13 protein-coding genes are annotated in these 13,219 nt (G+C 73.0%); 4 read left to right on the top strand and 9 right to left on the bottom strand.

Going from position 1 to position 13,219, the window contains the following annotated elements; genetic code table 11:
• Positions 1 to 4: 4 nt before the first annotated feature.
• From ACFC0Z_RS33325 to ACFC0Z_RS33315, 3 genes are read right to left on the bottom strand one after another with little or no spacing between them, the layout of a single operon-like run.
• Complete coding sequence (locus ACFC0Z_RS33325; RefSeq protein ID WP_376446053.1) at positions 5 to 487, bottom strand: hypothetical protein; 483 nt, start codon at positions 485 to 487, stop codon at positions 5 to 7.
• A 53-nt stretch (positions 488 to 540) separates the two neighbouring features.
• The gene (locus ACFC0Z_RS33320; protein ID WP_376446050.1) at positions 541 to 1,578 is read right to left on the bottom strand and encodes a hypothetical protein; all 1,038 of its coding nucleotides are present in this window, start codon (positions 1,576 to 1,578) and stop codon (positions 541 to 543) included.
• A gap of 52 nt (positions 1,579 to 1,630) precedes the next feature.
• Positions 1,631 to 2,923: an MFS transporter gene (locus ACFC0Z_RS33315; RefSeq protein WP_376446047.1), complete on the bottom strand. Its 1,293-nt coding sequence runs from the start codon at positions 2,921 to 2,923 to the stop codon at positions 1,631 to 1,633.
• Positions 2,924 to 3,102: 179 nt separating this feature from the next.
• Here ACFC0Z_RS33315 and ACFC0Z_RS33310 point away from each other — a divergent pair, with 179 nt between their 5' ends.
• On the top strand, positions 3,103 to 3,846 hold the full coding sequence (locus tag ACFC0Z_RS33310; RefSeq protein WP_376446045.1) for a Type 1 glutamine amidotransferase-like domain-containing protein: 744 nt from the start codon (positions 3,103 to 3,105) through the stop codon (positions 3,844 to 3,846).
• Here ACFC0Z_RS33310 and ACFC0Z_RS33305 read toward each other — a convergent pair.
• Positions 3,815 to 5,092: an MFS transporter gene (locus ACFC0Z_RS33305; protein ID WP_376446043.1), complete on the bottom strand. Its 1,278-nt coding sequence runs from the start codon at positions 5,090 to 5,092 to the stop codon at positions 3,815 to 3,817. The genes ACFC0Z_RS33310 and ACFC0Z_RS33305 overlap by 32 nt on opposite strands.
• A gap of 58 nt (positions 5,093 to 5,150) precedes the next feature.
• Between ACFC0Z_RS33305 and ACFC0Z_RS33300 the strand changes: the two genes are divergently transcribed.
• Complete coding sequence (locus ACFC0Z_RS33300; RefSeq protein ID WP_376446041.1) at positions 5,151 to 6,146, top strand: GlxA family transcriptional regulator; 996 nt, start codon at positions 5,151 to 5,153, stop codon at positions 6,144 to 6,146.
• On the opposite strand, the gene ACFC0Z_RS33295 is transcribed toward ACFC0Z_RS33300, so the two are convergent.
• A complete protein-coding gene (locus ACFC0Z_RS33295; protein WP_376446039.1) occupies positions 6,095 to 7,312 on the bottom strand; it encodes an MFS transporter in 1,218 nt (405 codons plus the stop codon). The two genes, ACFC0Z_RS33300 and ACFC0Z_RS33295, sit on opposite strands and share 52 nt — an antisense overlap.
• Positions 7,313 to 7,435: 123 nt before the next feature.
• Here ACFC0Z_RS33295 and ACFC0Z_RS33290 point away from each other — a divergent pair, with 123 nt between their 5' ends.
• A complete protein-coding gene (locus ACFC0Z_RS33290; protein ID WP_376446036.1) occupies positions 7,436 to 8,425 on the top strand; it encodes a hypothetical protein in 990 nt (329 codons plus the stop codon).
• A gap of 3 nt (positions 8,426 to 8,428) precedes the next feature.
• Here ACFC0Z_RS33290 and ACFC0Z_RS33285 read toward each other — a convergent pair whose 3' ends face one another.
• Positions 8,429 to 9,478 carry a Zn-dependent alcohol dehydrogenase gene (locus ACFC0Z_RS33285; protein WP_376446033.1) on the bottom strand — a complete coding sequence of 350 codons (1,050 nt, stop codon included), beginning with the start codon at positions 9,476 to 9,478 and terminating at the stop codon, positions 8,429 to 8,431.
• Entirely contained in the window at positions 9,475 to 10,416 is a 942-nt protein-coding gene (locus tag ACFC0Z_RS33280) for an SDR family NAD(P)-dependent oxidoreductase (RefSeq protein ID WP_376446031.1), read from the bottom strand. The genes ACFC0Z_RS33285 and ACFC0Z_RS33280 overlap by 4 nt, the downstream gene beginning before the upstream one ends.
• A 101-nt stretch (positions 10,417 to 10,517) precedes the next feature.
• Here ACFC0Z_RS33280 and ACFC0Z_RS33275 point away from each other — a divergent pair, with 101 nt between their 5' ends.
• Positions 10,518 to 11,444, top strand: a complete 927-nt coding sequence (locus ACFC0Z_RS33275; RefSeq protein ID WP_376446028.1) for a cyclase family protein — start codon at positions 10,518 to 10,520, stop codon at positions 11,442 to 11,444.
• A gap of 177 nt (positions 11,445 to 11,621) precedes the next feature.
• Here the strand turns inward: ACFC0Z_RS33275 and ACFC0Z_RS33270 are convergent, their stop codons facing one another.
• Both ACFC0Z_RS33270 and ACFC0Z_RS33265 read right to left on the bottom strand, forming a co-directional pair.
• Entirely contained in the window at positions 11,622 to 12,077 is a 456-nt protein-coding gene (locus tag ACFC0Z_RS33270; RefSeq protein WP_376446025.1) for an ATP-binding protein, read from the bottom strand.
• A gap of 271 nt (positions 12,078 to 12,348) precedes the next feature.
• The gene (locus tag ACFC0Z_RS33265; protein WP_376446022.1) at positions 12,349 to 13,218 is read right to left on the bottom strand and encodes an acyl-CoA dehydrogenase family protein; all 870 of its coding nucleotides are present in this window, start codon (positions 13,216 to 13,218) and stop codon (positions 12,349 to 12,351) included.
• Position 13,219 lies beyond the last annotated feature (1 nt).

Here is a 13,219-nt window from a genome sequence, read left to right as displayed (position 1 = left end):
CGGGTCAGTCCTGTACGTACAGGATCGCCCCGCCCGCAGTGAACGCGCCCACGACGGCAAGCGTGCCCCACAGCAGCAGGTCGACGAAGTAGCCCTGCTTGGCTCGGGCGGTCAGCAGCGCCGCCACGAAGAGCGTCGCCGTGCCAGCGAGCCAGCCCCACAGGCCCGTCAGCGGTGCCAGGAGGAGGCCGGTGACGGCCGAAAGGCCCAGCTGCCAGAGGGCCGGGCCGCCCGAGCGGCGGCGGCGTGCGATGTCCTCGCCGAGGAGTGTGATCGGCATGACGAGAACGGCGGAGATCGCGAAGGCCACGAGGACTCCGAGGACCGCGACGACCGGCAGGGCCATCAGGAACAGCCCCGATCCCCCGGACTCGCCCTGCGGCTCCTGGCTCAGTCCCACCGTCATCAGCGCCGCCAGGCCCACCCCGGCCTCCAGGCACACCGCCAGCGTCGAGACCCTCAGCATCCGGGCGTGCGTACGCCCCATGGCATCACCATCCGGATCGCTCATCGCGATCACCCCCTGAGGCCCATCATTCCTCAGGCGTCGATCATCTCCAGGCCGGGGTACACGTCCTGCCAGCGGTACCGCCGGCAGTGCAGGTGCCAGTACGCGAACGCCGTCATGTAGCGGTCCAGGTGCGGGCGCTGTTCGGCCGTGGCCAGGCGGAGGACGCGGTCGTAGGCCTTCCGGCCGTCGGCCAGGCTGCGGCGGTACGCGGTGAGGTACGGGATGCCCTCCTGGACCGCCCGCCGGTGGATGCGGCTGATCGCGAAGTCCTCGCCGTCGACGGCCTCCTTGTAGAAGGACAGCACGTCGTTCACGTCGTTGAGGTAGCCGACGCAGGAGCTCATCGCCGCCGTCCAGAAGGCGCGGTGGCGGTGGGCGGACAGGCTGGGGTCCGTGAACTGGAGGCTGAGGAACCAGAACTGGGAGAAGCCGTTGAAGAGCCGTACGTAGTCGCCGTCGGCCTCGTCCGACACCTCCGGGTCGAACTCCGCCTCCATCAGGACGCCGTTGAGGGCCGAGTAGAACAGCGTCTTGAAGGCGGCCAGGAAGGTCGGGTCGCCGTGCGGGGCGAGCTCGCGGAACATGTGCGCGACGTAGCGGGCGTACGGGGAGGCCGCCAGGTCCCGGGCGTCGGGGAGCATCCCCGCGCGGAGGAGCGCCTCCGCCTCGGCGACGTTCTTGGAACAGACGTCGTCGACGTTCGTGACGAAGACCCAGACGCGGTCGACGGCGTACGCGACCACCGGGTCCTCGATCGGCACCATCAGGGCGCGCATGAGGGTGATGTTCCGGGTCGTGGCGGCCGGGACCACCACCCCGAAGGCCTCGAACTCGGCCGTCAGGCGGGCCATGTGCGCGGTGCGCCGCGGCTGGTCCACCGTCGTCGCGTCGAAGTCCGCGGTGTCGGCGATCGCCTCCTCGACCAGGCCCGCGTCCAGGACGGACGCCACCATCGCGCGGTGTCGGGGGTCGGGGATCGCCGCGAGGCCCTTCCCCGTCGTACGGCTCAAGGTGTCGATGCCGGGCGGTGCCGGGTGCCGGATCAGGCGGGCAGTGGTGGGGCGCATGCGCCGGATGCTGGCAGAGCGCGGCTCCGACCCGCCCGTCTTCCTCCCTCCGTTACTTCGATCGGGGACGCCTGATCACCAGCGCCATCAGCGCCGCCGCCGCGCACAGCGCCCCGGAGGCGTACCAGACCAGGTCGTAGCTGCCGAAGACGTCGCGGGCGAGGCCGCCGCCGAAGGCGACGAGGGCGGCGCCGACCTGGTGGGAGGCGAGGACCCAGCCGAAGACGATCGCCGAGTCCTCGCCGTAGTGCTCGCGGCAGAGGGCGATCGTCGGCGGGACGGTGGCGACCCAGTCGAGGCCGTAGAAGACGATGAAGAACAGCATCGGCGGGTGGACGCTGGGCGCGAGGAGCATGGGCAGGAAGAGGAGCGAGATCCCGCGCAGGGCGTAGTAGACGGCGAGGAGGCGGCGGGCCTCGAAGCGGTCGGTGAACCAGCCGGAGGCGATCGTGCCGACGACGTCGAAGACGCCGATGACGGCGAGGAGTCCGGCGGCGGCCGTGACCGGCATGCCGTGGTCGTGGGCGGCGGGCACGAAGTGGGTCTTGACCAGGCCGTTCGTGGAGGCGCCGCAGATCGCGAAGGTGCCCGCGAGCAGCCAGAAGGGGCCGGTGCGGGCCGCCTTGAAGAGGACCGTGACGGCGCGGCGGGCGGCGCCGGTGACGGGGGCGGGCTTGTCGGCGTACTCCCCGCCGTACGGGGCGAGGCCCACGTCGGCCGGGTGGTCGCGCAGGAGGAGCCAGACGAAGGGGACGACCGCGAGGGCGGCGAGGGCGACGGTGACGGCGGCGGGCCGCCAGCCGTGGTGCTCGACCAGCCAGGAGAGGAGCGGGAGGAAGACGAGCTGGCCGGAGGCGCCGGCGGCGGTGAGGATGCCGGTGACGAGGCCGCGGCGGGCGGTGAACCAGCGGTTGGTGACGGTCGCGGCGAAGGCGAGGGCCATGGAGCCGCTGCCGAGGCCGACGAGAACGCCCCAGTAGAGGACGAGCTGCCAGGCCGCCGTCATCCAGACGGTGAGGAGCGAGCCGGCGGCGATGATCGTCAGCGCGACGGCGACGACCCGCCGGATGCCGAAGCGGTCCATGAGCGCGGCGGCGAAGGGGGCGGTGAGCCCGTAGAGCGCGAGGTTCACGGACACGGCGAAGCCGATCGTGCCCCGCGACCAGTCGAACTCCGCGTGGAGCGGCTCGATCAGCAGCCCCGGGAGGGAGGCGAAGGCGGCGGCCCCGATGATCGTGACGAAGGTGACGGCCGCGACGAACCAGGCGCGGTGCACCCGGAAGCGTGCGGGAGACGGAGGTGAGGTCCGGAGCGCCGGGGCACTGCTCTCTGTTGTCTGAGCCATGCCACCCAGAATCCCGGCCGCACCCCCGCCCCCACCATTGGCCCGGCTGACATGTTTCCAATGGATCGGGCCACCGGGGCGGGCCACCGGTTCCGGCCGCTTCCCCCTATTCGGTTGCGGGCCACCCCGCGCGCTTGGCACCGTTCCCGTATCGCCCGCACACCCGCACGGAGGTGCCCGTGACCCCCGCACCCCTCCCCCGCCTCGCCCTCCTCGGCGGCGGTTTCTCCACCGACACCGACGGGCTCCTCGACGACTGGGTGCTCGGCCACTCCCGCGCCGCCCCCGGCCGTCCCAAGGTCTGTTTCGTCCCGACCGCCAGCGGCGACGCCCCCGGTTACGTCGAGCAGTTCCTCGGCGCCTTCGGCTCCCGCTCCTGCGAGCCCTCCGTCCTCCCTCTCTTCCGGCGCGAGCTCGACGACCACGACCTGCGGGCCTTCCTCCTGAGCCAGGACGTCGTGTACGTCGGCGGGGGCAACACCGCCAACCTCCTCGCCGTCTGGCGGGCACACGGCGTCGACCGGATCCTCGGCGAAGCGTACGCGCGCGGGACCCTGCTCTGCGGCATCAGCGCGGGCGCCAACTGCTGGGCCGAGGGCTCGCACACCGACTCCTTCGGGCCGCTGACCCACCTCGCCGACGGGCTCGGGCTCCTTCCCGGGTCCGTCTGTCCCCACTACGACAGCGAACCCGGGCGCCGGGACTCCTACCGGCGCGCCGTCGCATGCGGCGCGCTGCCCGGCGGGTGGGCCGTGGAGGACGGGGTCGGGGCGCTCTTCGCCGACGGGCGGCTCGTCGAGGCCGTGACGCGCGAGCCCCGCGCCCGGCTGTACCGGGTGGAGCCCGACGCGGACGGTTCCGCGTCGGAGCGGGCCGTTCCGGGCCGGGTGCTCACCCCGCCGCCGCCCTCGGGAGTCTCCTGATCGGGCGGACCGAGAGGAGGGACGTGACGACGAGGATGGCGATCGCCGCGCCTGTCAGCAGGACCGTTTCCGTGCCGACCGCTGCCGCTACCGGGCCCGAGAGGGTGCGGCCCACGCCCATCATCAGGAGGGAGCCGGCCACGTCGTACGCGTGCATGCGGTTGAGGGCCTCCTGGGGGACGTGGGTCTGGACCGCCGTCGACCACATGACCAGCCAGAACGCGAAGGCCGCCCCGCCGATGAACTGGCCCGCCACCAGGGCCCCCACGGGGGCGTCCGTGCCCAGCAGGAAGAGGTTCACCGGGAGGCCGAGGAGGGCGATCGCGCCCGCCGCCAGGGGGCGGGTGGGGCGGAGGCGGAGGGCCAGGAGGCCGCCGGTCGCGCTGCCCGCGCCGTTGACGGCCATCAGCACGCCGTACGTCGCCGAGCCGTGCTCCGCCGTGACCAGGCTCGCGGTCAGCGGGACCATCGGGCCCGCCACCGTCAGGCCGTACACCGTCCAGATGCCGATCACTCCCCAGAGCCAGGAGCGGGACGTGAATTCGCGCCAGCCCAGGGCCAGTTCGGAGGTCAAACTGCCCCTTCGGGCCTTGTCGGACGGGATGGGGGGCAGGCGCATCAGTGTCAGGCACAGCGCGCTCACCGCGAACGTCAGGCCGTTCAGCGCGAACGCCGCCCCCGCGTTCCAGACCGCCACCAGCACGCCCGCCGCCGCCGGGCCCGCCATCGTCATCAGGGCCTCCGCCACCCGCAGGACGGCGTTCGCCCGCTGCACGTCGGGGGCGATGCGGGGGATGGTCGAGGCCACTCCGGGCTGGAAGAGGGCCGCGCCCATGCCGCTCAGGACCGAGAGGGCGTAGACCGCCCACAGGGGCGGGCTGCCGAGGGTGAAGGTGACCGCCAGGACGCCCGAGGCGGGGAGGCGGAGCAGGTCCGCCAGGATCATCATGCGGCGGGCGGTGAAACGGTCCGCCAGGACGCCGCCGAAGAGGACGAAGAGCGCGAACGCCGCCGTCCAGCCGCCGAGCGCGTACCCGACCGTCGAACCGGGGTGCCCGGCGCCGAGCAGGCCCGCCGCGAAGGCCACCGGGACCATGCCCTCGCCGAAGACCGCCACCGCCCTCGCCGTGAAGAAGAGGCGGAAGTTACGGTTCCAGAGCTTCGGGGAGGGACGCGAAGGGATGGGCTGCCCGGTCGGAATGCGTGCGGGCGTCTCGTGCTTGTACGTGTTGTCCGTCACGGACATGTAGTCGTAGCAGTTCTATGGTCTGGACCACCATTCATTTTCGGAGGGAGCACCGCCCGTGCGCCACCGCCCGCACCGCGTCGTCGTCCTCGCCCTCCCCGGGCTCCTCCCCTTCGAACTCGGCATCCCCCACCGGATCTTCGGGCGCGCCAAGGGCCCGGACGGCCGGGCGCTGTACGAGATCCTCACCTGCGCGCCCGCCGCCGGAGCCGTACGCACCGACGCCGACTTCGCCATCCACGTCGAGCACGGGCCCGAGGCCCTCGCCACCGCCGACACCGTCGTCGTCCCCGCCTCCTACGAGCTCGGGCCCGTCTACGAGGAGGGCCGCCTCACCGACGAGCTCGCCGCCGCCCTCGCCCACATCAGGCCCGGCACCCGGCTGGTCTCCATCTGCACCGGCGGGTACGTGCTCGCCGCCGCCGGGTACCTCGACGGGCGGCCCGCCACCACGCACTGGTCCTCCGCCGAGCACTTCCAGCGGCTCTTCCCGAGCGTCCGCGTCGACGCCGACGTCCTCTTCGTCGACGACGGGGACGTCCTCACCTCCGCCGGCGTCGCCGCCGGCATCGACCTGTGCCTGCACATCGTCCGCCGCGACCACGGCACCGCCGTCGCCAACGACGTGGCCCGCAGGACCGTCGTCCCGCCGCACCGCGACGGCGGCCAGGCCCAGTACATCGCCCGGCCGATGCCCGAGGCCGGCACCCACACCACCACCGCCGCCCGCGCCTGGGCGCTCGCCCACCTCCACGAGCCGATCCAGCTGCGCGACCTGGCCGAGCGGGAGGCGATGAGCGTACGGACGTTCACGCGCCGCTTCCGCGAGGAGGTCGGCGTCAGCCCGGGGCAGTGGCTCACCCAGCAGCGCGTGGAGCGCGCCCGGCACCTCCTGGAGTCCACGGGCCTGCCCGTGGACCGGGTCGCGCAGGACGCGGGCTTCGGGACCGCGCAGTCGCTGCGGGCCCATCTCATGAGTGCGATCGGGGTGACGCCGACCGCCTACCGGAGGACCTTCCGGACGTCCTCCTCCGCTTCCGCCACCTCGGGCTGAGCCGCCCGCGCCGTCAGCCGCCGCTCCCCCGCCGCCCCCACCGCCACGAGCAGGACCGTCAGCCCGACCCCGTACAGGATCGCCGTCGACGGCGCGACGACGGTCAGCAGCCAGCCCGCGAGCGCGCCCGCGCCCGCGTATCCCGCGCCGACGGCCGCGTACATCACCGAGTACCCGGCGGCGAGCGCGGACGGCGGCAGGAGGCGGCGCAGCGCGAGGTTGCGGCTGAGGGAGGACGGGGCCATGAGCAGGCCGGACAGGGCCAGGACGATGCCGATGCCCGCCGTCCACGGGACGACGGCGACGACCGCGATCCCGGCGCAGACGGCGAGGACGAGGGCCGCGGACTGGGCCGCGAGCGAGCCGGGCCAGGTGTTCCGCAGGCCGTAGACGAAGCCGCCGACGGCCGAGGCGACCGAGAACCCGGCGAGCAGCGGCCCCGCCCAGCCGAGGGCGATCCCGCGCTGTTCGAGGAGGGCGGGGAGGACGAGTTCGGCGAGGGCGAGCAGGCAGAGTCCGGCGGCCCCGAGGACGTACACCGGCCAGACCCGCAGCAGGGCCCGCCGCGCGGAGGCGCCGCTCGCGGGCGGTTCGGTCGTCCAGCCGGCGGGCAGCGTCCAGAGCCCGGCGATCGACACGGCCATGAGGCCGCCCATGAGGAGCAGGGGTACAGCGGGGCCGACGCCGAGCGCGAGGCCGGTGGCGAGCGCGGGGGCCGCGGCCCAGATCCCGTACGTGAGGATCGACTCCATGCTCATGGCCTGGGTGACGGACCGCTCGGGGACGAGGCTGGTCAGCAGCGCGCGCAGGCCGCCGGGGACGGCGGCGGGGCCGATGCCGGCGAGGACGCAGAGGGTGCCGAGGACGAGCGGGTGGGCGTCGGGGAGCAGGCCGAGGCCGGTGAAGGCGGCGGCGCCGACGGCGAGTCCGGCGACGAGCTGCGGTCGGGCCCGTTCGGCGTTCAGGCGCAGGCCGAGGAGGGGGGCGCCGACGATCTCGCCGATGACGTACGCGGCGGCGAGGACCGCGCCGAGGGTGTAGCCGCCGGGCCGCTCCCGTACGAGGAAGACGAGCGCGAGCGGCGCCATGGCGACGGGCGTCCGGCCCGCGACGGTGACGGCGGACCAGGCGAGGACGGGGCGGGTGGCGAGCTCGCGATAGGACATGACAGGGACCGTACGGGGTGGACGGTGCTGTCTCCCAGGGGTATTCGTCGGGTGAGACGGACGCCGTCCCCGGACTCCTTCCCTGCGTATGCTGCGGCCGTCATCGCACCAGGGGGGCACGCCATGAGCACCGAGAACCGACACCTACGCAGCAGACGGCCCAGCCGGTCCGTCTGGACCCGGCTCACCGGCTGGGCCGGGCTCACCCTCGCCTGGGTCCTCGGGCTCCGGGGGCTCGTCCACGACCCGGGCCCGGCGCGCCCCCGCTGGGTGGACCTCGGGCTGCTCCTCGCCGTCCTCGCCTGCGCCGGGCTGTGGGTGCTCGCGCACCACAAGGCCCGCCCGTACGTGGATGATCCCGAGGGGAGGCCGTCCCGCCCCGGCCGGACCTCGTACCTGCTCCCGCTCTCCCTCGCCTGGTGCACGGCGGTCCTCGGGGCGGCCGGCATGACCCAGGCGACGCTGCCCGACCGGGCGACGGCGGAGTGGCGGCAGGCGGTGGAGGACGCGGGCGGCGGGGTGCGCGAGGCGACGGTGGTACGGGTGGTGGGGGAGCCCGTCGACACGGACATGAGCGTCAACGACGTGCCGGTCTACCGCTCCACGCTCGTCTTCTCCGTGCCGTTCGCGGCGGGCGCCCGGGAGGTCTCGCTCGACGGGTTCGAGACGACGGGCCTGCCGAAGCCCGGTGAGAAGGAGCTCGTGGCGTTCGCGCCGGACCGGCCCGATCTGGGGGTGCGGACGGGCGAGGCTCTGGACGTGTCGCCGGGGGCGCTGTTCGCCTCGTTCTGGATCCTGGCGCTCGGTTTCTTCGGCGGGGCGTTCCTCACCATCGGCATGTACATGGGTATCGAGGAGGTGGACGACGCCCGCCGCTACCAGCCCCGCGCCCACCTTCCCGCGCTCGGCGCCTTCGGCCTCGGGGCGGCGGCGATGGTGCCGTTCCTCCTCGGCTTCCCCTCGGGGGTGACGGCGTTCCTGCTCGGTCTCGTCGGCATGCTGGCGCCGTACGCGGGGGTCTGCTGGGCCTGGTACCAGAGCAACGAGGCCCCGCCCTGGCAGATCAAGGACGAGGCCCCGAAGCCCACTGACGGCGTGAGTCTCAGAAAGTGAGCCTCAGAAAGTGAGCACGCCCCGCGCCACCCTGCCCTTCTCGGCGTCCTCCACGGCCCGCCCGAACTCCTCCACCGGGTAGGTGGCGGTGACGAGTTCGTCGAGGAGCAGGTTCCCCGTGCGGTACAGCTCCGCGTAGAGCGCGAGGTCCTTCTGCGGGCGCGAGGAGCCGTAGCGGCAGCCGAGGATCGACTTGTCCAGGAACATCGCGGCGGGCAGGAAGGTCGCCTCGGCCTTCGGCGCGGTCATGCCGAGGAGGATCGCCTGGCCGTGCCGGTCGAGGAGGTCGATCGCGGTCCTGACGAGCCCGGTGTGGCCGACGCACTCGAAGACGTGGTCGGCGCCGGTCGGCAGGACGTCCCGTACGCCGTCGGTGGAGGCGAGGAAGTGCGTGGCGCCGAACTGCCGGGCCACGGCCTCCTTGTCGGGGTTGGTGTCGACGGCGACGATCGTCAGCGCGCCCGCGATCCGGGCGCCCTGGATGACGTTGAGGCCGATGCCGCCGGTGCCGATGACGACGACGGTCTCCCCGCGGCCGACCTTCGCGCGGTTGAGCACGGCTCCGACGCCGGTGAGGACGCCGCAGCCCATGAGGGCGGCGGAGGTGAGCGGGATGTCCTTGGGGATCTTCACGGCCTGGACGGCCTTGACGACGGTCCGCTCGGCGAAGGAGGAGTTCGAGGCGAACTGGAAGATCGGCTGCCCGTTCCGCGAGAACGGCTGCCCGGGCATCCCGATGGCCTTCCGGCACATCGTGGGCCGTCCCCGGTCGCAGTCGGCGCAGGCGCCGCAGTTCGCGAGCGTGGAGAGGGCCACGTGATCGCCCGGTACGACGTGGGTGACGCCGGGCCCGACGGCCTCGACGACGCCGGCGCCCTCGTGGCCGAGGACCACGGGCGGCGGGAAGGGAATGGTCCCGTCGACCACGGACAGGTCGCTGTGGCAGAGCCCGGCGGCGGCGATCCCGACGAGGACCTCGCCGGGTCCGGGGTCGCGGACCTCCAGGTCGTCGACGACCCGGACGGACTTGCCGTCGAACACGACACCCCTCATGAGCCGTTCTCCTTCTTGCTCTCGGGGGCCGCGTTCGGCCGGTCGCCGGCCGCCGCCGCCCGGGCCATCTCCTCCAGCCGTTCCAGCATCGGCATCGGGTCCTTGCCCACCGTGCCCGGCAGGAAGTCGGCGATCCGCTCGGGGGTCCAGCCGCCCTCCGCGTACCCGGCGCGCAGTTCGCGCGGCTGTGCCCAGACGGCGATCTTCGGGCCCGCGATCGTGTAGACCTGGCCGGTGATCTTCTCGTCCCTGGCCCGCTCGGAGAGCAGGTAGACGACGAGCGCTGCCACGTCCTCCGGTTCGCCGATCTCCTTGAGCTCCATGGGCACGTTGGCGGACATCCGGGTGCGGGCGACGGGCGCGACCGCGTTGGCGGTGACCCCGTACTTGTGGAGGCCGAGGGCGGCGCTCCGGACGAGCGAGATGATCCCGCCCTTGGCCGCCGAGTAGTTGGCCTGGGCCACGGAGCCCTGGTGGTTGCCGCTGGTGAAGCCGATGAGCGTGCCCGTGCCCTGCTTGCGCATGACCGCCGAGGCCGCGCGGAAGACGGTGAAGGTGCCCTTGAGGTGGGTGGCGACGACCGGGTCCCATTCCTCCTCGGACATGTTGAAGAGCATCCGTTCGCGCAGGATGCCGGCGACGCAGACGACGCCGTCGACGCGTCCGTACTCGGCGAGGGCGACGTCCACGATCCGCTGTCCGCCGGCCATCGTCGAGATGTCGTCGGCGACGGCGATCGCGGTGCCTCCGGCGGCCTCGATCTCCTTCACCACCTCGGCGGCGATCTCCGAGGTCGGCTCGCCGCCCTCGATCGACACCCCGTAGTCGTTGACGACGACCTTCGCGCCTTCCGCCGCGCACGCGAGGGCGACCGCGCGGCCGATGCCGCGCCCCGCGCCCGTCACGGCGACGACCTTGCCAGCCAAGAAGTTCCCCACGTCCGGCCCCTTCCCGCATTTTCTGACGGTCCGTTAGATTCGTACGTCGTCAGGATTCTACGGTCCGTCAGATACCGGAAAACAAGCCCCCGGAGGCCCCGATGTCTCTCCCCGCCGCTTTTCACGAGATCGCCAAGCGCGTCAACAACTGGGGCCGCTGGGGCCAGGACGACGAGATCGGCACGCTGAACCTCATCACCGACGAGGTGGTCAGGGAGGCCGCCGCGACGGTCCGCACCGGCCGGCGGATCCCGCTCGCCCTCGACCTCAAGCAGGACGGCGTGCAGACCGGCATGATCCCGGGCCGGGTCAACCCGCTCCACGTCATGGTCCAGGTCAACCAGGAGATCTTCGGCCCCGGCACCGTCGCCACCAGCGACGACGCCGTGACCCTCGGGCTCCAGGCCGGCACCCACTGGGACGCCCTCACCCATGCCTCGCACTCCGGCCGCATCTACAACGGCCGGCCCGCCGACACCATCACCGCCCACGGCCGCTCGGAGTTCAGCGGCATCCACACCGCCCGGCACGTCGTGAGCCGGGGCGTCCTCCTCGACGTCGCCGCCGCGAAGGGCGTCGACCGGCTGCCCGGCGACCACGCCGTGACGCCCGAGGACCTCGACGAGGCGGCCGAGTTCGGCGGGGTCACGGTCCGGGCCGGTGACATCGTGCTCGTACGGACGGGCCAGATCCAGGCGTACCTGGCCGGGGACAAGCACGGGTACGCGTTCCCGTCACCCGGCCTGTCGATCCGTACGCCCGAGTGGTTCCACGCCCACGACGTCGCGGCCGTCGCCAACGACACGCTCACCTTCGAGATCTTCCCGCCGGAGATCGAGGACCTGTGGATGCCCGTCCACGCGCTCGACCTCGTCGAGATGGGGATGCTCCAGGGCCAGAACTGGAATCTGGAAGAACTGTCCACAGCCTGTGCACAAGAACGGCGCTACGCCTTCCTGCTCTCCGCGATGCCCGAGCCCTTCGTCGGCGGCACGGGCACGCCGGTGGCACCGGTGGCACTCCTCTGAACAGCACTTCAGGCGCTTGTACGTTCACGGGCGGCGGCGCGCTCGCGCGCACCCCGAGCACGGCACGAACACCCGCCGCCACCCGGCCACGACCCGCACACGCCGAGGGCCGTCGCGGCCCTCGGCTCCCCTCGCAACGAATCGCTCAGACCAGAGTGGTCAAAGCGACACGAACCGTCAACAGTGCACCCGTCCGGGCGACAGGGGGGCGGCGGCGGAAACCGGAGCCGACGCCGGGGCGGGCACGGCCCGGTCCACCTCGCACCAGATGCTCTTCCCCGCGCCCTCGGGCTGCCAGCCCCAGCGGTCCGCGAGGCCGTCGACCAGTTCGAGGCCGCGCCCGTTGGTGTCGTCCCCCTGCGCGTGCCGGGGCCGCGGCGGGCGGTCGCTCGCGTCCGCGACCTCGACCCGGACCCCGCCCTCGGCGGCGAAGAGCATCCGCAGCACGGCCGGGCAGCCGGTGTGCACCACGGCGTTGGTCACGAGCTCGGACACGATCAGCACGAGCGTCTCGGTGAGCGGCTCGTCGTCCCCTATGCCCGACCCGACGAGACGCGACCGCGCCCACTTCCGGGCTCGCCCTACTTCAGCCGGGTCGGGCCCGACCTCCAACTGCACCTGAAGCACCTGCACCGCTCACACCATCCGAACCGGCGGACACACCTTTACGGAACGTGATTCCCTTATGGGACAGCATGGTTGACGTACAGTCACCGCAACAAGCGCTTCGGGCATATTCCAGCGCGAAGGAGTACGCATGGTCCATACTGTGCGACGCGCGCTGCGGGTAGTCGAACGCATCCCACGGAGAGTACCGGAGCGGAAGGCCGCCTCCCGGTCGCGACGGCCCCTCCGAAGGACACAACCCGATATCAACATTCCGTGACGCATCAGTCACATCAGGTTACAAGAATGCCGCCACCGTCTCCTCCGCCCGTGCCGCCGGGAGCCGCGACTCCGCCCGGACCCAGGCCCGCTTGAGGTGCAGGTGCACGTCCGCCTCCCACGTGAAGCCCATGCCGCCGAAGACCTGGAGGCAGTCACGGGCGTTCCCGGTCGCCGCCTCGTCGGCGAGCAGCTTCGCGCCCGCGACCTCGGCGGGCGCGCCGGTGACGGACGCGGCCCGTACGGCCGCGCGGGCGAGCTCGGTCCGCACGAGCATCCCGGCGCAGAGGTGCTTGACCGCCTGGAAGGCGCCGATGGCCTGCCCGAACTGCTCCCGCTCACGGGCGTAGGCCACGGCCATCTCGGTCGTCCGCCCGGCGCTGCCGACCTGCTCGGCGGCGGTGAGGAGGACGGCGGCGAGCGTGGACTCCAGGTCCGCCGGGCCGCCGTCCGCGACCCGGTGCAGCGGCGTCAGCGGATCCACCGACCGCACCGGTACGGCCCCGTCGGCGTCGCCCAGGACGACGTCGGCCGCGTCCAGCCACGGAACCAGCCCCTCGGCCGCCTCCGTGACCACCACCGCGCCCTCCGCCGCGCCCGGCACGACCCCCGCCGCCACGTGCGTGGCGACGAGGGGTCCCGGCAGGAGCGCCCGCCCGGCCTCCTCGAAGAGGAGCACGGCCTCGGGCAGCCCGAGCCCGACCCCGCCCTCCTCCTCGGGGAGCCGCAGCGCGAAGAACCCGGCCGCGCCGAGCTCCCGCCACAGCTCCCGGTCGAGGCCCCCGGCGTCGACGGCGGCCCGCAGCGCGTCCCGGTCGAAGCGGCGGTCGAGGAGCTCCCGTACACCCCGCCGCAGGGCGTGCTGGTCCTCGGTGAGTCGGAAGTCCATG

Source organism: Streptomyces sp. NPDC056144 (assembly GCF_042264145.1).
GTDB lineage: Bacteria > Actinomycetota > Actinomycetes > Streptomycetales > Streptomycetaceae > Streptomyces.
The sequence above is the reverse complement of the archived record's forward strand: the minus strand, read 5'-3'. Positions and strand labels throughout refer to the sequence as shown.

What these genes read in the sequence shown, in the direction of transcription:
- ACFC0Z_RS33325 (WP_376446053.1), bottom strand. Translation starts at nt 487, where the DNA reads ATGGGGCGTACGCACGCCCGGATGCTGAGGGTCTCGACGCTGGCGGTG.
- ACFC0Z_RS33320 (WP_376446050.1), bottom strand. Translation starts at nt 1,578, where the DNA reads ATGCGCCCCACCACTGCCCGCCTGATCCGGCACCCGGCACCGCCCGGC.
- ACFC0Z_RS33315 (WP_376446047.1), bottom strand. Translation starts at nt 2,923, where the DNA reads ATGGCTCAGACAACAGAGAGCAGTGCCCCGGCGCTCCGGACCTCACCT.
- ACFC0Z_RS33305 (WP_376446043.1), bottom strand. Translation starts at nt 5,092, where the DNA reads ATGTCCGTGACGGACAACACGTACAAGCACGAGACGCCCGCACGCATT.
- ACFC0Z_RS33295 (WP_376446039.1), bottom strand. Translation starts at nt 7,312, where the DNA reads ATGTCCTATCGCGAGCTCGCCACCCGCCCCGTCCTCGCCTGGTCCGCC.
- ACFC0Z_RS33290 (WP_376446036.1), top strand. Translation starts at nt 7,436, where the DNA reads ATGAGCACCGAGAACCGACACCTACGCAGCAGACGGCCCAGCCGGTCC.
- ACFC0Z_RS33285 (WP_376446033.1), bottom strand. Translation starts at nt 9,478, where the DNA reads ATGAGGGGTGTCGTGTTCGACGGCAAGTCCGTCCGGGTCGTCGACGAC.
- ACFC0Z_RS33275 (WP_376446028.1), top strand. Translation starts at nt 10,518, where the DNA reads ATGTCTCTCCCCGCCGCTTTTCACGAGATCGCCAAGCGCGTCAACAAC.
- ACFC0Z_RS33265 (WP_376446022.1), bottom strand. Translation starts at nt 13,218, where the DNA reads ATGGACTTCCGACTCACCGAGGACCAGCACGCCCTGCGGCGGGGTGTA.